We start from the raw sequence: 19,209 nt of genomic DNA on the forward strand, positions 1-19,209 counted from the left end.
TCTTCATCGTAAAGACCACGAAATGAGTCATCCTCGAGTCTCCTCTCGCGCGAACGTCGTGACCTTGTTCTTGCCGGACAGATCGAGATCAAACGCGAACCTACGCATCGGCAGCGGCAGATCGGCACCGGCGAGCGCAGCGCGCGCCAGCATCGGCGGCAACGGATGCCCCCAGACGGCGTAGCGAACCTTGCGAGTCTCGTATTCGTCGGGCCGAGCGTGCTCGAGGCCAATCGCCGCGAGGATCTCCACCACTGGCGAGGCGGCGATGGCGTCCTTTTGCGTGTTCGGTGAGTAGCCCGCGTCGATTGCCGTCCACGCACCGCGCGGATCGAAGTTGAAGCTGCCACCCATCGGTGTTACCACGTCGAAGGGCGCCCTCAGGAGGACCTCGCGTTGCTCCATCCAGAGTTGAGCCAGGCCTCGGTGCTTAAGCTCGCCGATCGATTGATGCTTCTTCGGTTTCGCGCGCACGCCCTGAAGCATCTGGGTCGCGATGCGGTAGGCCGACCGGTTTCCGGAATAGAGCTTGAAGTCATCACGCGAAAGCCACGGTGAGAAGGGACTCTTTCGAGACTCAGCCCAGTGGCTTACGACTAACCGACGACCTTCGTCCGCGAGCTGGACTGGAAGCGCGTTTCGATCGCCTTCGCCCGCGGGAAATACTGGCGTCGTGATGCGACGCTGCACCTCGCTAGAATCGTCGTCGAACTCACCACCGTCTTCACGTTCTATGGGCGTGGCGTCTTCCTCTCCGTTGTCGTCACCATCGGCTGCACCGCCTTCAACGTAGCCAATGGGTGTCAATTCGCTGATCTTCGCCTTCGCCAAGAACTCCAGGACGACCTCGAACGGGTTCTTGCCACCGTCAGCGCGAAGAACGAACGTCGCTTGCGCGTCGCTCCAGTCGAAGTGCGCCTCTACGCCGCCGAGCAGTACCTCTGCCGCCTCGAGGAAGCCCATGCAGGCGAGCACCTGGCCAGGGTTCCTGAGATCGACGAGGATGGATGCACTCATATGTGTCATCACGGCTGCTCCTTCTGCGCGATCGCGGCCTGCTGGTTGCGGCGCGACGCAGTCTGGTCTGCCGAGCGGAGAATCGCCTCCCACCATGCGAGCCCCCACGGCCCCCACAGTCTCGAGAGCCTTGCAGATCGAAGCGCGATCGCGCGCGCGCGCTCACTGACAATCGACGGCGGCGCATCGTCGCAGCCGCTGGTCTCGATCACTGGCCTGGCGAAACCGTGATGCGCCGCGACGAGATGTAGAACGGAATCCTGGTCGTCTGTGCCAAGCGCCTTGAAGTCGCCATGGGCTTCAACGCAGGGCAGCGAGCCAAGCTCGTGTCGATAGCCGTCGAGGAGGTGGAAGTCGATCGGCCCTTTCGTCTTTGCGTAGGGGCGACCTTCGATCGGGGCCTTGAACGCGCGCTGCCAGCGGCCGGCCTGTTTTCCTTCGTCGTGAAGACGAGCGGACAGCACGAGCACATACGTGCGCGCCGCCCCGATGCCCAGTCGAGCCGCGATCTGTCGTGCGCACTCTACGGCGAGCGCTTGGTGCTCGCCGAGCTTCTGCGGATGATTCGCTTCTGCACGCTCTTCTTCCGTTGCCGCATCGCCCGCCCACCCATCGATCGCGAGAGCCGCAGACGGCTCACCGTCCACCATCTTCGTAACGAACACATAGCGGCGCACCCATCCTGCTCCTGGCGTCGTGCGCCACGCCGACTCGTCCTCTTCATTGGCGCCCAATTCACGAATGCGAAACCCCGTCACCGGCACATCCGCGACGTCAGGGCGAGCGAGCCAGGTTGAGGAACAGTCGTCCGAGGCTGCTGCGATCGCGTTGCTATCGAGATCCAGGAGACCGTGGGTGAGTCCACCTAATTCCGCGTCGACCACTAGCGTCAACGATGTCAGAGATACATCGAACTGCTTGGCGGCTTCGTTCTTGAGCGCCTTGAGTTCATCGAGTTCCTTGCGCGTCCATCGCTGTTTGACCTCACCACGAGTTGAAAGTCCGACAGCAGCAATTCGCTCACCAGTCGCCAGTCCGTTGGCTTCAAGGAGCTTACCGGCGCGCTTCGACAGCCATTCACGCACGACGAACGCATCGGCCTCGAGTTGCTCGCTCGTGTGCGGAGGTGCAGCGTCGAAGAAGCGCTTCGCCGCCTTGGGGTCGAGGGGGCCGTCAGCTTGAACGGGCAGATGGCGTCGCCAGACCACAGTCGTCTGCGGCGGATCGTTAGGGCGAAAGCCTCGCAGCCACGGGTCAACGTCGGGCCTTCCGGGGTGCTCGTCGAGCGAAGTCATCGACCATGCATCGACCAGGGCGCGCGTCAGCTCGGGCCGAAGCGGCTCGGCGGACTTTGCGGCGGATAGAGCATCCGTTAGATCTGGGCGGTCACGCAGCTTCAGGAGAGCTTCGGGGCTCAAGCAGCCGCCGCCCTCCGCCACGGTGTCGAGCAGCTTTCGGAGGGCGCGGTGCCTTGCGACCTCCGCGTTGTGGCTGGCCACCGCTTTCGCGTCGGCGTCTTTGAACGCCGTGATGCTTCTTTGAGACACCGAGATCGACTGCTTCAACTCCTTAACAGCCTGCTTGCGCTTCTCTTCTGTAGCTTTGGCGTCGGTGGATGCCTTCTGGCCTTTCGGGATAGAGGCCTTCGCGCCCTGCAGGGCATGCAGGTCCTTGGTCAGCTCATCGACGCGCACTTTCGCCGCGTCGGATGCTTCGCTCTTCTTGAGGGCTGTCGTCATCCTGTCTGAGGGCGCCGGCTCACGGTCAACCACGACAACAACCTTCGCATCTCCATCACCGCGCCGATTCACGCGACCGAGCCGCTGGATCATCCGCTCCCAGGCGACGAGGTCACAGACCATGTGGTCGGCGTCCATGTCCACACCTACCTCACCTGCGCTCGTGGCAACGAGGAACGTTGGACCCTGCGGCTCGGCGCGAGTGCCGTCTTCCCGCTCCACGAAGCCATGGTCGACGAGCCACTTGGCCACCATCGTGCGCTCCAGCACTCGACGAGCGCCGACGAAGAGCTCGAAAATCGGCGGCGGCGCGCCCGTAGACGCCTTGAGCTTTCGCAGCGCGGAAGCGACCGCTAATGCGTCCTTGCGACTGTCGCAGAACACGAGGCATCGGACCCTTGCCGATCCTTGCTCCGTCAGCTGCCATGCGTGTCTGGCGAGTTCTTCGACGAGTGTGGGACCCTTGACTCTCGACGGTGCCTCGTCGGCCTCGTCAGCACTCACACCCTCGTCCGTTCCAGCACTGGTCTTCGTCGCCGGTGCCAGATCGACAATGCGCAGCGTCTTCTTCGCGGCGAGGCGTTTCGCCACGATCGGGTGGAGTCGATCGGCCCCGGAGAGCGTCAGCGTCGCTGCATCGAGTTGGCGCCCCGTCGCCGATAGCGAGAGTACCTGGAAGGGAGGAACCAGTGCACGTAGCGAAGTGTCCTGCGGTCCGAACGCGTCTGCTCCACGCTCAACTTGTCTGAGAAGATCCTCGAAAGCAGGCACCAAGTGAGCCTCGTCGAGAACGACGAGCGCGTCTGCGCCGAGAAGTCCCGCATGGTAGGGACGCATCTTCGAGGAGACATAGCCCGAGAACAGGAGCCGCGAGCCTACCATGTCCACGGTGCCGACGATGATGGCGGGCGACGATGGGTCCTCGAGCCACGCGCGATTGTCGACATGTTGGCCACGCAGCGTTGATATAGGCAGTCCGCGATCGTCGAGACCGAGGGCCTCGGCGACCTCTGGCTCTTTCGCCACCCACGCGCGCAGTGTCTCGGCGACCGCAGTCGCTTGATCAACCACGGCGCGACGATCGACGACGTAGACGAGTCGTCTGGGCAGCGACGCTCCGAGCGCTCGCGCGACCAACCACACGGCCATCACCGCGGTCTTTCCGAGACCAGTGGGGATATCGAGCGACGATACGGCTTCGCCTTCACGAAATCGGCGAAGCAACTCGATCTGCCAGGGAAAAGGCGCCTGCGACCCTGCGAGACCTAGGGCGCACCGGAGCCACTCCAGCGCTTGTTTGTCGCCAGTCTTCATCTCACCTCCGTATTGCCGAGCTACAGCCATGGCCAAGGCGATCGCAAAGAGTGGCCGTGTACGAAGCCCAAGCTCGGATTACGGCAAGGTCCTCGCGGGAGCCCTTGCCGATCACTCTCCCGTCACTCGTTGCGGGAGCGCGTCTCCCCATGGATTCCACCGTACAACCACGGTCTGACAGCGACAGCACCGACGCGCCTCCACGTCCACGGACGATCGGCCTCAGGGCGTTCGCGGGGCACTGCACGCGAGACGACGGTCCGCAGCTACGATCCCGCATCCGTCGGCGCGACGGTCGAAGCGGCATCGGGATCAGCGCGATGACCTCCGCCACCCCTATCCGCCCACGCATCGCGCTCGCCCCATCCCCGGGGCCACATCGCCAGCGACGCGCCCGCCCCGCACCAGACTGCCGGGAACGCACCAACGCCCGCACGACGGCCGAAGCGCCGGGCGGGTCGAAGTCCTTCAGATGGAATGCTGGCGACGCAGCACCCTCCGGCTGCGCCTTCCCCCACCAATCCCTATGGTCCGGCTCTCGTCGCATCCCCTCCACCATCCCTCCTCCCCGTTCCGGTCCCGCGAGCGCGTCACGCGCCGCATGGTGGCTCAGTCGAGTAGCACGACCGCGATCCAGGCGTCGAGCCCGCGATCAGCTCCGGTCATCCGCTAACTATTCGCGAAATTGCCGCGGCCGCCACAGTACACCGAAAATCCAACGCGCGCCACCCCACCCCCCATCCGCCTCAACTCCCCAACACTCGCATCCCCACCGAACGCGCTGCCGTCCCCAGCGCCTTGTCATGCGTCGCCATCACGAGATCGGCGTCGCGCGCATCTCGCCAGAGCAGTGCTGTCGAGAGGTGAATCGCATCCAACATTCCAAGGGGTGTGGCGAAGGCCTCCGACGCCCGCCGCAGCACGGACCGCGTGAGTTCGACGATCTCAACCCCCTCCAGAAGCCGGTACACGGCCTCACGTCTCGGCGCGACCTCCGATGTCTCGAGTGCGCCCGTGCGCGCCAACCGATTGAGCGTACGCAGGCACTCGACTTCGGTGAGCGCACTCGCCACGGCTCCGGTCAAACGCGTCCACTCCTTGATGCGGTCGCGCGCGTTGAGTACGAGACGTAGCACGACCGACACCTCGAGCTACGCTATCAACGCTCGGACTGCCGCTCGACGAGCAGCACCTCGAGGCTATCTATCGGGCGCTTCAGTGGCGTCGGCAGGCGAAAGTCGTGCAACGCACGCGTGGCGCGTCGCACGACCAGGACTTCTACCCTCTTCGGCGGTGATTCCGTCATGACCACATAAGAGCCACCCCTACCCCCCACTCATCGCCGCACTCGCCGCCTTGTACGCCTCCGCATTCCAGAACGCCCGCCCGCACGCATCACCACCCTGCGCAATCGACTGCGCGTTGAACGTCATGCGCTGCGCGAACGCGTTGCCGTCCAACTGCACGGTGCGTCGCTCGCCACCCGACAGCTCCGACAACACGGTCACCCCCTTGGCCGCGTCGTAGCGCACGAAGACCACGGCCTCCGACCGCAGCTTGAGCATGAAGGCCGGCGTGAGCCCGCACGTCTTGGCACCATCGGCCGCGAGCGACTCGGCGCTGCGCGCAGAGGCGGGAGTTGGCGGCGTGGCGGCCTGCGACTGGATGGCCTTGAACTTGGCCGCGAGGGCCGCGGTGTCGGTGGTGGCGCCGGCGCCACCGGCAGCTGCAGCGCCCGACCCCTTGGCGGCATTGCGCCGAAAGGTGCGCTCGGTGATGGAGTCGGCCTGACAATCCATGATCTCACGACGATGCGCGATGACCTCGTCCTTGGTCCACTCGCGTTTCGTGCAGCCATAGTCGTCGGTGTACCCGGTGTCGGCGCTCTTCCCCTCCGGCGCGGGGGGGAGGAGCAGTTGCTGCGCGGCGAGCGAATCGCAGTCGTTGGAGGTGACCACGCCGCTCTGCGTCATGATGATGGTCGGAATGGCGGCGGTGCGCACCGACACGCGCCCGCTGGTGGGGTCGGTGGTGGAGATGGCGGGGCTGGAGAGGTTGGCCGGGCCCAGGTAGCCGGTCTTGATCCCTTCGAAGCAGGTGAGCCACTGGCCATCCTGCACCCGCAGCCGCCCGCGCACGGTGTACGTCTTCCCCTTGGCGGCCTTCTTGAGTTTGTCCATCAGTCCCTGCCCCTGCGCGGACTCGGCGAGAGTGACCAGCGCAACGGCGGACACCGCCAGGCGCAACGCGAACCAGCGTCTCATCCCAACCTCCGTGGAGTGCAAGACCAGTCAAAGGCCGGCAGTTGCGACTGCCGGACGACGCTCATCATGATGCACCGGCCGACGGGGGTTGACAACGCCCCGTGTCCCGCGGAGTCCCTCCTGACCCAAACCGGGGCCCCGATACCTACCCCGGAGTGGCTGGACGGTAGCGTAGAGACCGGTTGAATGGGAGCGTAGACCCTACCGCCCCACCACCCCCCGCCGAATCGCCCTCCCCGGCAACGCCCCCCGCACCAGCTCACCAGCTCGAATCACCGGCACGCCGTTCACCACCACGTGCCGCATCCCCACGGAACGCTGGTTGGGCGCGGTGTACGTCGCCTTGTCGCTGACGGTGGCCAGATCGAACACCACCACGTCGGCGTCCTTCCCCACCTGCAAGCGCCCCTTTGCCTTCATCTGCGGCACGCTCTGCTCGAGGATCCTGGCGGGCGTGAGCGAGACGCGCCGGAGCCCCTCGCGCAGCTCGACCTTCTTGCGCTCGCGCACGTAGTCGCGCAGGAAGCGCGAGAAGGTCCCGGCGCTGCGCGGGTGCGCGAAGGCCTCGCTGGGGAGCGGCCACACATCGTCGGTGATGGTCTTGCCCTGCACGGTCCACGGCATGGCGTCGGACGCGATGGCGCCGCCGGGAAAGAGCACGGCCTGGTCGAGGTACGACTGGTCCTGCGGATTCTGCTCGGGACGCATGAAGTGGACGACGATGAACGTTCCCGGCGCCTTCTCCTGCACCTCGGCCAAGGTGGAATCGTTGTACGGCTTGCCGTTCACCTCGATGTCACTCGCCCGGGCGCCGCCCATGCGCTCGCGCCAGTTGCCGCGGAAGATCTCCGCACCTACAACAGTGCTGCCGGCGGCGTAGGGATAGGCCTCGGTGGTCACCTTCACGCCGCGCGATTGCGCCCCGCGAATGAGCTCGGCTACCAACGGGATGTCGCGCGTGCTGGTGCTGTTGAGGTGACTGATGTGCATGTGCGCCCCGGTGCTCGCCGCCAGCGAGACCAGCTCCTCATACGCCTCGAACGACGACTGCGGCTCGATGACGCTCAGGTAGCGGATGTGCGTGAAGGTGGGGACGTCGTACTTCCTGGCCAGTTGCGCGAGCGCGAAGTACTCCTTGCGCCCGTAGCCGGGGGCGTAGCCGGCCAGCACGCCAATCCCGATGGCCCCCTCCTTGAGCCCCTGCTCCACACGCGCCATGATGCGCGCCGTTTCCTCGGGCGAGGCAATGGTGTACTGCCACCCCTTCTTGCGCTGCGCGTTCTGGAAGAACGAGATGTCGCCGTCGGGCTCCACGTGCTCCTTCTCGGCGATGCGCCCGAAGAGCCACGACGCCGAGAAGCCGTAGTTGATGGGGCGCCCCTCCTTGGCGACCTGCTCGTAGGCATGCGCCACGGGGAGCGTTCCCGCTTCGAGTTCGAGCGCGGTGGTCACGCCATCGAAGGCCTGCATGCGTGCCGCGGCCAGGTACTGCCCGTGCGCGTGCAGGTCGATGAAGCCCGGCGCGACGACGAGCCCCCTGGCATCGAGCGTGTCCTTGCCGCGCAACGGCGTGGTGGAGATGGCGGCGATGGTTGCCCCGCGCACACCGACCCAGCGCGTGGCATCGAGCCCGGTCTCGGGGTCGACGACGCGCCCGCCGGCGATGACGAGGTCGTACGTGGTCCCTTGGGCGGCGAGCGGCGAGGGGGGCGCCGAGGCGAAGGCCGACAAAAGAAGGGCCGCACAAGCGGCAAATGGGGCGGGAGCGACTGGGCGCATGGCGGGGGTACTGGAGGATGGGTGGCGCGGGAGAGAATGCCGCTGCCGCCAGCGCTCCGCCAGAGCACCGGGCGCCGCACCCGGGCGCGGCTGCCGTTAGGCGCCGGGATTCTCCCGCTGGCGCCTCACGGCACCACGGCGCATCGTGGAGCACGCCGTAGCATTCGCCCTGACCGCCCACTCCGATGCGCAACTCCCTGCACGAAGGCCTGCGCGACGCGTACGAGCGCATGTACGAGGATGCGAGGCGCGACCCGGAATGGTTCTGGGGGCACGCGGCGCGGCAGATCCACTGGGACGTGCCCCCGCCCACGGTGCTGGACGCGACGCGCGCGCCGTTCTATCGGTGGTTCACGGGCGGGATGCTCAACACGTGCTACAACGCCATCGACCGGCACGTGGAGAACGGGCGCGGCGAGCAGGCGGCGGTCATCTACGACTCGCCGGTGACGGGGGTCAAGCGCACGATCACCTTCCGTGAGCTGCAAGACGAGGTGGCCCGCTTTGCCGGTGTGCTGACCTCGCTGGGCGTTGCCAAGGGCGACCGGGTGGTGATCTACATGCCGATGACGCCCGAGGCCTTGATTGCGATGTACGGCTGCGCGCGCATTGGCGCGGTGCACTCGGTGGTGTTTGGCGGCTTTGCCTCGCACGAGCTGGCGGTGCGTATCGAGGATGCCGCGCCTACGGTCATCGTCTCCGCCTCGTGCGGGCTGGAAGTGAGCCGCGTGGTGGACTACAAGTCGCTGCTCGATCGCGCGATCGAGTTGTCGTCGCACAAGCCGGCGCACGTGATAGCGCTGCAGCACCCGCAGCGGGAATGCGAACTCCTCCCCGGGCGCGACCACGACTGGCACGTGTTGATGGCGAAGGCGCGCCCAGTCGGGTGCACGCCGGTGCAGGCCACCGACCCGCTCTACATCCTCTACACATCGGGAACAACCGGCAAGCCCAAGGGGATCGTGCGCGACAACGGCGGGCACGCGGTGGCGCTGCTCTGGTCAATGCAGCACGTGTACGACATGGACCCGGGGGAGGTGTTCTGGGCGGCGAGCGACGTGGGGTGGGTGGTGGGACACTCGTACATCGTCTACGCCCCGCTCCTGTTGGGGTGCACGACGATCATCCACGAGGGGAAGCCGGTAGGGACGCCCGACGCGGGCGAGTTCTGGCGCGTGATCCAGGAGCACGCGGTGAGCGTTCTCTTCACCGCCCCCACCGCCGTTCGTGCCATCAAGAAGGAAGACCCGCTGGGGGAGCACTACAAGCGCTACGACACCTCGTCGATGCGGGCGTTGTTCCTGGCGGGAGAGCGCCTGGACCCCGACACCTACCACTGGGCGCGCGCCCTGGTGGGGCGCCCCGTGGTGGACCACTGGTGGCAGACGGAGACGGGGTGGCCGGTGGCTGCGAACTGTTTGGGGGTGGAGCAGCTCCCGGTCAAGCCGGGGTCGCCCACCAAGCCGGTGCCCGGCTACGTCGTCGAGGTGGTCGACGAGGCTGGGAACGTCCTCCCCGCGGAGAAGGAAGGCGCGGTCACCATCCGCCTCCCGCTCCCCCCGGGGACGCTCCTCTCGCTGTGGGGGGACGACGAGCGATATCGCGCCACGTACCTGGACAAGTTTCCGGGGCGTTATCTCACCGGCGACGGCGGCTACATCGACGAGGATGGCTACCTGTTCATCATGGGGCGCATCGACGACGTGATCATCGTCGCCGGCCACAACCTCTCCACGGGGAGCATGGAGCAAGCGCTCGCCGCCCACCCTGACGTGGCCGAGTGCGCGGTGTTCGGCGTGAAGGACGCGCTCAAGACGCAGCTCCCGCTGGGGCTCGTGGTGCTCAAGGCGGGGGTCACGCGCAGCCACGACGCCATCTGCGACGAGTTGGTGCAGGGGGTGCGCAGCGCGGTGGGGCCGGTGGCCAACTTCAGGAAGGTGGCGGTGGTGGCGCGCCTTCCCAAGACGCGCTCGGGCAAGGTGCTACGCGGCACGATGCGCAAGATTGCCGACGGCGACGCGTATGCCGTCCCGCCGACGATCGACGACCCGGCCACGCTGGACGAGATCCGTGCAACGCTGCAATCGTTAGGGTACGCTCGCGACAGCGGGACGCCGATTGGCGGGTAACGCTCCCGCCCCCTTCCCTTCTCCCTCACGCTTCGCATGTCGCTCCTCAAGTGCCAAGGCTTCCTCTTCGACATGGACGGGGTCCTCGTCGACTCGCACGCGGTGGTCGAGCGCACCTGGCGGCGCTGGGCGGCGCGTCACGGGATGGACAGCGACGCGATCGTCCCGATTGCGCATGGCCGGCGAGCGAGCGACACGCTGCGCGACATTGCCCCACACCTCGACATTGCCGCCGAGACGGCGTGGATCGACGACGTGGAGCGCAACGACACGGATGGCGTGGTGGCGATGCCGGGGGCGAGCGCGCTCCTGACGCACCTGCCGGGGCTGTCCTGGGCGATCGTGACATCCTGCTCGGACGCATTGGCGCGCGCGCGACTCACGGCCGCCGGGCTCCCGATCCCGCGCGTCCTCATCGCCGCCGAGCGCATCACGAACGGAAAGCCTGCACCTGACGGCTATCTCGCGGGGGCACGCGCGCTGGGGGTGGCAGCGTCCGACTGCGTGGTCTTCGAGGACTCGCCGCCGGGGATCGCAGCGGGGATTGCCGCGGGGGCACGCGTGGTGGGGGTGGCGACGACCTTCCCCGCCGAGCAGCTGACGGCGGCCACGCGCATCGTGCGCGACCTCTCCGAGGTGCGCATCGGGCGCGATCACGGCGCGCAGCCGGTGCTGGGCGGGGGCGACGTCTTTCACGTCCTGCTGGGGGGGTAGCGACGGTTGGATGGGCGGTTGATGAAGGCGGGGCGGTCCGTGGAACGGGTCGCCCCGCTTTTTTCGCGCTCCGCGGCGCCGTGAATCCGCGCCGCGCCGCGCACGTACGGCCACGAACCCGGCGACGCCTGTCGTTGCCGGCTTCACCCGCAAGCGGAGTACACGATGGGGAGGAATCCGGGACGGTTGGGCAGGGTGGTCCGGTTCGTGGGCAAGACTGTCATGCTGCTGCTGGTCGTTGGTGTGGCGTGGGGGGCGGTGTCGTATGTGAGATCGGGCAACGACTGTCCGCAGCCCGGCGGCGCACGAGCGGCGGTCGCGATGCAGGCGTATGTGCACTGCGAGTACGGCCCGCCCAGCGTGTTGCGGCTGGAGACGCTCGCCAAGCCAGCGCCCAACGACTCGCAGGTGCTGGTGCGCGTGCACGCGGTCTCGCTCAACCCCGCCGACTGGCACACCATGCGGGGGACGCCGATGATCGCGCGTCCGTCGATGGGGTGGCGCGTCCCGTCCGATATCGTCGCCGGGACCGACTTTGCGGGGGTGGTGGAGTCGGTGGGGCGTGCGGTGACGCGCGTCCAGCCGGGCGACACGGTGTTTGGCGCCGGCAACGGATCCTTCGCCGAGTTTGTCGTGGCGCGCGAGTCGCGCGTGATGAAGAAGCCAAGGCGCATCACCATGGAGCAGGCGGCGGCGATCCCCGTGGCGGCGATCACCGCGCTGCAGGGGGTACGCGACCAGGGGCGGGTGCGCGCCGGGCAGCGCGTGTTGGTGAACGGCGCTTCGGGTGGCGTGGGGACGTTCGCGGTGCAGGTCGCCAAGTCGTTAGGCGCAGTCGTCACCGGGGTGTCCAGCGGTCGCAACGTGGCGCTCGTGCAGTCGCTGGGCGCCGACCGGGTGATCGACTACACCAAGGCAGACTTCACCACGCAGCCCGAGCGCTACGACGCCATCATCGACATGGTGGGGAACCACCCGTTGGGCGCGCTGCGCCAGGTGCTGACGCCGACCGGGACCTATGTCATGATCGGCGGCCCATCGGGGCGCTGGCTCGACCCCATGCCGCGCGCCGCGGCGACTGTGATCCGCTCATGGTTCGGCCGCCAGCCCATGCGTTTCTTCATCGCCTCGTTCAACGAGCCAGACCTGCGCACGCTGCAAGCGCTCGTCGACTCGGGGGGCGTGACGCCGGTGGTGGATCGGACGTACACGTTCGACCAACTCCCCGCAGCGATGGCGTACCTGGAGACGGGGAGGGCGCGGGGGAAGGTGGTGGTCAGCGTTCCCTGAACGCCAGGTGCCATCTGGCAGATTGCCGCGGGCTCGCTGACGCGCCGGTGCTGGTGCGGCGGCGACAACTAGTCAGACGACATCTCGCAGGGTGCTCAAGAGGGGTGATTCGTCTGCACTCGCAGCTGCGACGAGCGAAGCCGAACGTGGCGCACCTCTCCCATCGGGGAATCCCCATGCGCGGCGTCGAGTCCCAGTTGTCCGTCCCGTTCAGCTTCGTCGATCTGCAACAGCGGGACCTGATGGACCACTCCCTGCGGGAGACGCACGCGCCGGCAAGGCGTGGACTGTATCCGAGCCCTCAGCACGGCGGCCTGCGGAACCACTCCGGATCAGCTGCTCGGCTGCAAGAGTGCGGTCACGTTGGTAGTGATGGTCTGGCTACAAGTTCCCCCTGTGCTCCCGACCTCGACACGCTCGCTCCATGTAGTGTACCCTGTAGCAGTCACGGTCACTTGATACGGGCCAGGCCTGTCTGCCGCGAGATCGAGTGGGGTAGGTGGGGGATCGGTGAGCTTCCCCGTCCGCGAACGCGAGGGTGCGGTGAGCTGCGCCACCGTGACCGTTGCGAGGGAGTTGATGTCGGCGTTCGTCCGGGCGTCGCGAATGCTCAGCCTCAGGCCGTCAACGCCCGTCCCAGCACAGTCGTCGGTTGCACTCCCACACCCCCACAACATGGCGAGAGGCAACAGTATGGCAGTGCGAGTCAATGTGAACATCTCACGCTCCAAACTCGAAGTCAGAACACGGAAACGTTACTGTCTTTCATTCGCCAGGCAATCGGGCGCAATCCTACACAGCCCCAGCAATAGCTTCGTCGCACCGTATCCCACGCATCAGCGGCGAGGCACTCTTGCGATCTCGTCGAAAGATGTTGGCAAGATCGACGCTCGCGGTTTTCATCGGCCTTCGGATCCAGCGCGCGCCTCCTCGCCATCTCGGCATGCCCATGCAGTCGACGGATGAGCGCAATCGACTGGAAGTGACTCTCAATCTCATCAGGTCCCAGCAGCCGGCTACCGCTTCTTCCCCAGGATCGTCCCTCGGCAATTGTCGGCCCCGCAATGACACGGAAAGCGCTTCTTGGCCGCGCTCGTGTGGCGCTCCTCGAGGATGTAGGCGTAGTCGTACGCCAGCTCCTCCCCCGTCACGATGTCGCGGATGGTCTCGATCCAGATGCGCCCGTCGTCGATCACGGCGTCGCAGTTGGGATCGCAGGAGTGGTTGATCCAGCGCGCCTCGTTCCCGTTCACGGCGGCGTCGACCACCACGTCGTCGTCGATGGCAAAGAGGAAGGTGTGGTGCCGCTCCCCCGCCACGTCGGGGTAGCGCGACTCGGCTTGGGCGGGGGTGAGGCGCTCGCCGGCGTACTCGATGAGGCGGACCCCCGGGGGGATGTAGCGCGTGGCGAAGGCCCCCATGCCCTGGATGGGCGAGTGACGGACCTCGAAGGGGAGCGCGGACGACTCGCCCCCGTGGTCTGGCGTGGGCGCTTTGCCGCCGGCCGTGAAGTGTGGATGGCTGGCCATGGCCGGAAGATAGGGGCGACTCGCGCCGGGGGGCGCCAAACGCTTACGATTAGGGACCCCGCGACGGTCGGTGCCGCATGGCGCGCATGGCGAGTCGGGGGACCGCGTTTCCCCACACCAATCAGGAGCCGGGGATGAACGACAAGCAGTTGCAGGCGTTGGTGAAGAAGAACGCCGCCAAGGCGGCCAAGGTGAGCCAGAAGCGCTCCGCCTACACCGACCCCACGCTCGCGGCGACGCGCCGTCCCGACCAGGGCGACGACTCCGACGCGCAGAAGATCTTCAAGGAGATGAAGAAGCGCGAGTTCTAGCGCTGCCCCATGTTCCCTTCCCATCGATGGCTCGCCGGGCTCGCACTCGGCGGCGTGCTGGTGCTTTCCGCGTGTAGTCCGCGCGGTTCTGGTGAGAATGCCGGCGGCGCCGAGGTGGGCGCCAGCGACTTCCGCGGCGTCATCACGTCGCCCCCGCGCGAGAAGCCGGACTTCACGCTGACCGACTTCAACGGGAAGCCGTTCAACTTCCGGCAGGACACGCACGGCAAGGTGGCCCTCCTCTTCTTCGGCTACACGCACTGCCCGGACGTGTGCCCGTTGCACGTGGCGAACGTGGCCGCGGTGCTCAAGAAGCTCCCGTTCGAGGCACGCGAGGCGATTCGCTTCGTCTTCGTGACTACCGATCCGGAGCGGGACACGCCGGAGCGGCTCAAGGAGTGGCTGGGGAACTTCGACTCGACGTTCATCGGATTGCGCGGATCGGTGGAGGAGGTGAACCGCATCCTCTACACGATGCGCATGCCGCCCATCGACCTGTCGCAGAAGCCGACGGCGGGCGAGGCGCAGTACCTCGTGGGACACGCGGCGCAGGTGGTCGCCTTCGGGCTGGACGGCTACTCGCGGTTGGAGTACCCGTTCGGTATCCGTCAGGAGGATTGGGCGCACGACCTTCCCAAGCTGGCGCGCGGCGAGCTTCCCACGGGCGAGGCGCCCTCGGGGCCCGGCGCCGTCGAGCTCAAGCCGATGACCGAGGCCGATGCGCCGGCGGTGGCGATTCGCGTGGCGGCGGCGCTGATGCCGCAGCCCGCAACGACGACCGAGGGGGCGGTTTACGCAGTGCTGCGCAACGGCGCCGCCGAGGACACGCTGTACGAAGTGGTGAGCGATGCGGCGGCGCGCGCCGAGGTGCACGAGACCATGGCGGGTGAGCACGGCAAGATGGGGCACATGATGCGCGTCCCCGAGGTGGTGGTGCGCCCGGGCGAGACGCTGCAGTTCGTCCCCGGACAGCGGCACGTGATGCTGTTCGACTTCAAGCAGCGTCCGGCCATTGGCGACGCCGTCTCGGTGCGTCTGCGATTCCGCCGGGCGGGGGACGTGGTGGTGGCGGCCAACGTGGTCGCGTACGCGGACGTGGAGCGAATGCTCGCCGCGGCCGCATCGACGCTCAGGCAGTAGCGGGGGGGGGGCGTCGATGCAGTTCTGGTGCTCGGCAACGCCCACGGCGTGGACGTGGGAGTGGACGGCGTACGTCGGCGTGTGGGGGTTCATCGTCCTCCTCGTCGCGTCGGTAGTCGCGTGGAACCGGTGGGCGGCGCGGCGCGCGGGCGAGGCGGTGGCGCCACTGCACCCGCTTTTCCTGCTTGGGGTGCTCCTGCTGTGGCTGGCGCTCGACTGGCCCATTGGCCCGTTAGGCGCGTCGCACCTGGCGAGCGCCCACATGCTGCAGTTCCTCCTCATCGGGCTGGTGTCGCCGCCGCTGTTGCTGCGCGGCGTGTCGCCGGCGGCGCAGCGATCGCTCGCGGGGAATGCATTCGTGGAGAAGGTGACCTCGCCCATTGTCGCGCTCGTCCTGTTCAACGTGACCGTCCTGGCGACGCACCTTCCGTTCGTGGCCGACGCGCTGATGCCGTCGCAGCTCGGCTCGATGGCGATCGATTTGGCGTGGCTGGCGACCGGTCTCTGCTTCTGGTGGCCCATCGTGCTCCCGCTCCCGGTGCGCGAGAAGTTCCCGCCGCCGGTGCGGATGCTGTACTTGATTGGGGGGTTGATGTTCTCGCCCATCATGTTCGGGCTGGCCGGCTTCCTGGCGTACAGCGAGACGCCGATGTACGCGTGGTATGAGCTGGCTCCGCCGTTGGCCGGGATCACGTCGCGCGACGATCACCAGGCCGCGGGGGCGCTGATGAGCATTGGGGGGGCGGTGGTCGCCTTCGTCGGCATCTCGGTGATCTTCTTCAACTGGTCGAAGACAGAGGGATGAGGGACGCGCTCCGGCTGTCGCTGCAGCTGGCGGTCGTGCTCGTGGCGCTGCCGGCGGGGGCGGCGGGGGCGCAACAGCGGAGTTACCACGCACGGCATCGCGAGACCACGGCCGACGTTCCGCGGCTCGATGCCGCGCCGGTGGTGATTGACGGCGTACTGGACGAGGCGGCGTGGAAGGAGGCGGCGCTCCTCACCGGCTTCTCCAACTATCTCCCGATCGACAACCTCCCGGCCGACGACTCCACCGAGGTCTACATCTGGTACACGAGCCGCGACGTGTACTTCGGGGTGCGGGCCTTCGAGACGCACGACCAGGTGCACGCGACGCTGGCGGCGCGCGACAAGATCGACAGCGACGACTATATCCAGCTCGTTCTCGACCCGTTCAACGACCGGCGGCGCGCCTTCATCTTCGGCGTGAACCCGTTAGGCGTGCAGGCCGACGGCGTGCGCAGCGAAGGGTTCAACCCGCCGCAGCCGCGGGGGCAGACCTTTGGCGGCAACCCGCCGGCCAACATCGACCTGTCGCCGGACTTCGTCTTCGAGAGCAAGGGGCGCTTGATCGAGCACGGGTACGAGATCGAGGTGCGCATCCCGCTCAAGAGCATCCGCTTCCAGGGGAGCGACGCGCAGCAGTGGGCGCTCAACGTGATCCGCTACGTGCAGCACACGGGGTACCAGCAGACGTGGATGCCGACGCGGCGCGGGGCGGCGTCGTTCCTGGTGCAGTCGGGGACGTTGCGCGGCATTCGCGGGTTGGAGCGCGAGGTGGTGACCGAGGTGAACCCCGAGTTCACCGAGTCGCTGGCGGGGGAACCGTCAGGCGCAAGCGACGCATCGTGGCGCTATGGTTCGCGGGCCAACCTTGGCGGGAACGTGCGGCTGCGCCTGGCCCCCAACTTCACGCTCAACGCCACCATCCGCCCAGACTTCTCACAGGTGGAGGCCGACGCGGCGCAGGTGCCGGGTGACACGCGCTTTGCCCTCTTCTTCCCCGAGCGTCGCCCCTTCTTTCTGGACGGGAGCGAGTACTTCGACGCCCCCAACAACCTGATGTACACGCGGCGCATCGTGCAGCCCGATGCCGCGGCCAAGCTCACGGGGCGCGTGGGACGCACGACGCTGGCCTGGATGGGGGCGCTCGACGCCAGGTCGGAGTCGATCGACGGCAGCAACCGCCCGCTGGTCAACCTGCTCCGTGTGCGGCGCGACATCCTCACCGCCTCCACCATGGGGCTCTCGCTCTCCGACCGCACGGAGGGGAGCCGCTTTTCGCGTGTAGGGCTCGCCGACACGCGCGTCGTCTTCCGCAAGGCGTACTCGTTCAACGCCACGGTGGGAGGGAGCGCAACGCGCGAGGGGGGCGCGGTTGCCACGCGGACGGCGCCGCTCGTGGACCTGGGGATCAACCGCACCGGGCTGCGCTACGGGCTGCGCTACACCTTCTCGGCCATCGCGCCGGACTTCGAGGCGGTGAACGGCTACGTTCCCCGCAACGACTACGTGAGCGCCTCGTTCTACAACCGCTTCTCGGTGTATGGCCGGCCCGGCTCCTTCGTCGAGAGCTTCCTGGTACGGCAGGGGCTCGATGCCCTCTGGCTGTACGACAGCTTCTGGGACGGGAAGGCGGTGCAGGAGACGAAGCTGCAATTCGAGACGGTGACGAACATTCGCGGCGGGTGGGTGGTGAGCATCACCCCGGTGCGCGAGACGTGGCGATTCGACGAACGGAACTACACGAGCTACGCCACGCTGCGCGAGCGCGCCGCGGGGAGCGGGAACTACGACACGCTCGCCTTCGCGACCTCCCCGGTCACGGCGACCTTTGTGGGGCTCTTCCGCGTGAACACGCCGCAGTTCCGGTCGTGGACCGGTCGCTTCAGCGCCTTCGTGGGAAAGGACGTCGATTTCTTCGAGACGGCACCGGCGCGCCGCGCCGACTTCACCGCCGAAGCCGACTTCCGTCCCACCGGTCAGTTGCGCCTGACGGGATCGTACCTGTACTCGCACTACGCGCGCTGGCGCGACGGCTCGACCCTCTCGCGCGCCAACGTGCCGCGGCTCAAGGCCGAGTACCAGCTCACGCGCGCGCTCTTCCTGCGCCTCGTGGGGCAGTACGACGCCAGGCGCCGCGACGCGCTGCGCGACCCGGCCACCGATCGCCCCATCGTCATCACCACCGACGGCGCCAGCGAACTCGCGGTGGCGACCACCACGCGCGACTTCCGCATGGACTGGCTGGTGTCGTACGTCCCCAGCCCGGGGACCGTCTTCTTTGCCGGCTACGGCAGCTCGCTCACCGAGCCGCGCCCGTTTCGCTTTCGCCAGTTGGAACGCGTGCGCGACGGCTTCTTCGTCAAGCTCAGCTACCTGCTGCGTCGTTAGGCGCGGCGCGCACCCGCTCGACGATCGCCTCGGCGTAGTCGATGCCGGCCGGTGTGCGCGAGCCGTGCCACGAGAGCAGCTCGCCGTCCACGAGGGCAAAGCGCGCGGGGGCCCACCCGGTCGCCGCCACCAGCTCCGCCACGTGCCGCTCGCCGAAGGGAAAGGGCTCGCTGGTGAGGAAGACCACGTCGGGCGCCGCCAGCCGCAACTCGTCGAGCGAGAACGCGGGATAGCGGTCGCCCCGGTCGCCAAAGACGTTGCGAGCGCCGCCCAGCTCGAGCATGGCGCTGATGAAGGTGTCGTCGTTCACCGTCATCCACGGCTCGCGCCAGATGCAGCAGGCGTGTGACACCGGGTCGCGCGCCGAGGCGGCGCATGCGACGCGCGCCGCGCGCTGTTCGATGTCGGCGGCAATGCGCTCACCGTCCGCATCGCGCGCGATGGCAGCCGCAATGTCCCGCACCATCTGCGGCACGTCGCGCACGGTGCGCGGCATCGACGTGTGCACGGCGAGGCCGGCGGCGCGCAGTGCCAGGGCGTCCTCGCGGCGATTCTCCTCCTCGTTCATGAGGACGAGGTCGGGGGCCAGCGCGATGATGCGCGCGAGGTTGGGGTTCTTCGTCCCGCCCACGCGCTCGATCCCCTCCACCCACGGCGCGGGGTGGATGCAGAACCTGGTGCGCCCCACCACCTGGTCGGCGGCGCCGAGGTCGTGTACCAGCTCCGTGAGCGACGGGCAGAGCGAGACGATGCGCATGCCGTAGCGTAAGCACCGGACACAAGCCGGCACA

15 protein-coding genes are annotated in these 19,209 nt (G+C 67.5%); 7 read left to right on the forward strand and 8 right to left on the reverse strand.

The window, feature by feature from the left end; genetic code table 11:
• Window positions 1-27: 27 nt before the first annotated feature.
• The 5 genes from IT359_15460 to IT359_15480 all read right to left on the reverse strand — a co-directional run bounded on the left by IT359_15460 (window position 28) and on the right by IT359_15480 (window position 8,065).
• On the reverse strand, window positions 28-1,017 hold the full coding sequence (locus tag IT359_15460) for a hypothetical protein (GenBank protein ID MCC6930382.1): 990 nt from the start codon (window positions 1,015-1,017) through the stop codon (window positions 28-30).
• Between the two features lie 8 nt (window positions 1,018-1,025).
• Entirely contained in the window at window positions 1,026-4,070 is a 3,045-nt protein-coding gene (gene cas3u / locus IT359_15465; GenBank protein MCC6930383.1) for a type I-U CRISPR-associated helicase/endonuclease Cas3, read from the reverse strand.
• A gap of 746 nt (window positions 4,071-4,816) precedes the next feature.
• Window positions 4,817-5,206, reverse strand: a complete 390-nt coding sequence (locus IT359_15470) for a type II toxin-antitoxin system VapC family toxin (GenBank protein ID MCC6930384.1) — start codon at window positions 5,204-5,206, stop codon at window positions 4,817-4,819.
• A gap of 189 nt (window positions 5,207-5,395) precedes the next feature.
• The gene (locus IT359_15475) at window positions 5,396-6,334 is read right to left on the reverse strand and encodes a hypothetical protein (GenBank protein ID MCC6930385.1); all 939 of its coding nucleotides are present in this window, start codon (window positions 6,332-6,334) and stop codon (window positions 5,396-5,398) included.
• A gap of 201 nt (window positions 6,335-6,535) precedes the next feature.
• Complete coding sequence (locus IT359_15480) at window positions 6,536-8,065, reverse strand: amidohydrolase family protein (protein MCC6930386.1); 1,530 nt, start codon at window positions 8,063-8,065, stop codon at window positions 6,536-6,538.
• Between the two features lie 233 nt (window positions 8,066-8,298).
• On the opposite strand from IT359_15480, the gene IT359_15485 reads away from it, so the two are divergent.
• The 3 genes from IT359_15485 to IT359_15495 all read left to right on the forward strand — a co-directional run bounded on the left by IT359_15485 (window position 8,299) and on the right by IT359_15495 (window position 12,246).
• Window positions 8,299-10,242: a propionyl-CoA synthetase gene (locus IT359_15485; GenBank protein ID MCC6930387.1), complete on the forward strand. Its 1,944-nt coding sequence runs from the start codon at window positions 8,299-8,301 to the stop codon at window positions 10,240-10,242.
• A 36-nt stretch (window positions 10,243-10,278) separates the two neighbouring features.
• The gene (locus IT359_15490; GenBank protein MCC6930388.1) at window positions 10,279-10,956 is read left to right on the forward strand and encodes an HAD-IA family hydrolase; all 678 of its coding nucleotides are present in this window, start codon (window positions 10,279-10,281) and stop codon (window positions 10,954-10,956) included.
• 207 nt (window positions 10,957-11,163) lie between these two features.
• Window positions 11,164-12,246: an NAD(P)-dependent alcohol dehydrogenase gene (locus IT359_15495; GenBank protein ID MCC6930389.1), complete on the forward strand. Its 1,083-nt coding sequence runs from the start codon at window positions 11,164-11,166 to the stop codon at window positions 12,244-12,246.
• A gap of 332 nt (window positions 12,247-12,578) precedes the next feature.
• Here IT359_15495 and IT359_15500 read toward each other — a convergent pair whose 3' ends face one another.
• Complete coding sequence (locus IT359_15500) at window positions 12,579-12,965, reverse strand: PEGA domain-containing protein (GenBank protein ID MCC6930390.1); 387 nt, start codon at window positions 12,963-12,965, stop codon at window positions 12,579-12,581.
• A gap of 297 nt (window positions 12,966-13,262) precedes the next feature.
• On the reverse strand, window positions 13,263-13,775 hold the full coding sequence (locus IT359_15505; GenBank protein MCC6930391.1) for an SET domain-containing protein-lysine N-methyltransferase: 513 nt from the start codon (window positions 13,773-13,775) through the stop codon (window positions 13,263-13,265).
• A 134-nt stretch (window positions 13,776-13,909) separates the two neighbouring features.
• On the opposite strand from IT359_15505, the gene IT359_15510 reads away from it, so the two are divergent.
• Genes IT359_15510 through IT359_15525 form a run of 4 tightly spaced genes read left to right on the forward strand, consistent with a single transcriptional unit; the run spans window position 13,910 to window position 18,418 of the window.
• Window positions 13,910-14,086, forward strand: coding sequence for a hypothetical protein (locus tag IT359_15510; protein MCC6930392.1), 177 nt, complete (start codon window positions 13,910-13,912; stop codon window positions 14,084-14,086).
• 9 nt (window positions 14,087-14,095) lie between these two features.
• Window positions 14,096-15,226, forward strand: coding sequence for an SCO family protein (locus tag IT359_15515; GenBank protein ID MCC6930393.1), 1,131 nt, complete (start codon window positions 14,096-14,098; stop codon window positions 15,224-15,226).
• 16 nt (window positions 15,227-15,242) lie between these two features.
• Window positions 15,243-16,031, forward strand: a complete 789-nt coding sequence (locus tag IT359_15520; GenBank protein MCC6930394.1) for a cytochrome c oxidase assembly protein — start codon at window positions 15,243-15,245, stop codon at window positions 16,029-16,031.
• A complete protein-coding gene (locus IT359_15525; protein ID MCC6930395.1) occupies window positions 16,028-18,418 on the forward strand; it encodes a carbohydrate binding family 9 domain-containing protein in 2,391 nt (796 codons plus the stop codon). Before IT359_15520 ends, IT359_15525 begins: the two co-directional genes overlap by 4 nt.
• On the opposite strand, the gene IT359_15530 is transcribed toward IT359_15525, so the two are convergent.
• Entirely contained in the window at window positions 18,396-19,175 is a 780-nt protein-coding gene (locus tag IT359_15530; protein ID MCC6930396.1) for an ABC transporter substrate-binding protein, read from the reverse strand. The two genes, IT359_15525 and IT359_15530, sit on opposite strands and share 23 nt — an antisense overlap.
• Window positions 19,176-19,209: the final 34 nt, after the last annotated feature.

Source organism: Gemmatimonadaceae bacterium, from assembly GCA_020852815.1.
Taxonomy (GTDB): domain Bacteria; phylum Gemmatimonadota; class Gemmatimonadetes; order Gemmatimonadales; family Gemmatimonadaceae; genus SCN-70-22.

What these genes read in the sequence shown, in the direction of transcription:
- IT359_15505 (MCC6930391.1), bottom strand. Translation starts at nt 13,775, where the DNA reads ATGGCCAGCCATCCACACTTCACGGCCGGCGGCAAAGCGCCCACGCCA.
- IT359_15530 (MCC6930396.1), bottom strand. Translation starts at nt 19,175, where the DNA reads ATGCGCATCGTCTCGCTCTGCCCGTCGCTCACGGAGCTGGTACACGAC.
- IT359_15475 (MCC6930385.1), bottom strand. Translation starts at nt 6,334, where the DNA reads ATGAGACGCTGGTTCGCGTTGCGCCTGGCGGTGTCCGCCGTTGCGCTG.
- cas3u (MCC6930383.1), bottom strand. Translation starts at nt 4,070, where the DNA reads ATGAAGACTGGCGACAAACAAGCGCTGGAGTGGCTCCGGTGCGCCCTA.
- IT359_15515 (MCC6930393.1), top strand. Translation starts at nt 14,096, where the DNA reads ATGTTCCCTTCCCATCGATGGCTCGCCGGGCTCGCACTCGGCGGCGTG.
- IT359_15525 (MCC6930395.1), top strand. Translation starts at nt 16,028, where the DNA reads ATGAGGGACGCGCTCCGGCTGTCGCTGCAGCTGGCGGTCGTGCTCGTG.
- IT359_15520 (MCC6930394.1), top strand. Translation starts at nt 15,243, where the DNA reads ATGCAGTTCTGGTGCTCGGCAACGCCCACGGCGTGGACGTGGGAGTGG.
- IT359_15490 (MCC6930388.1), top strand. Translation starts at nt 10,279, where the DNA reads ATGTCGCTCCTCAAGTGCCAAGGCTTCCTCTTCGACATGGACGGGGTC.
- IT359_15500 (MCC6930390.1), bottom strand. Translation starts at nt 12,965, where the DNA reads ATGTTCACATTGACTCGCACTGCCATACTGTTGCCTCTCGCCATGTTG.
- IT359_15485 (MCC6930387.1), top strand. Translation starts at nt 8,299, where the DNA reads ATGCGCAACTCCCTGCACGAAGGCCTGCGCGACGCGTACGAGCGCATG.
- IT359_15510 (MCC6930392.1), top strand. Translation starts at nt 13,910, where the DNA reads ATGAACGACAAGCAGTTGCAGGCGTTGGTGAAGAAGAACGCCGCCAAG.
- IT359_15460 (MCC6930382.1), bottom strand. Translation starts at nt 1,017, where the DNA reads ATGAGTGCATCCATCCTCGTCGATCTCAGGAACCCTGGCCAGGTGCTC.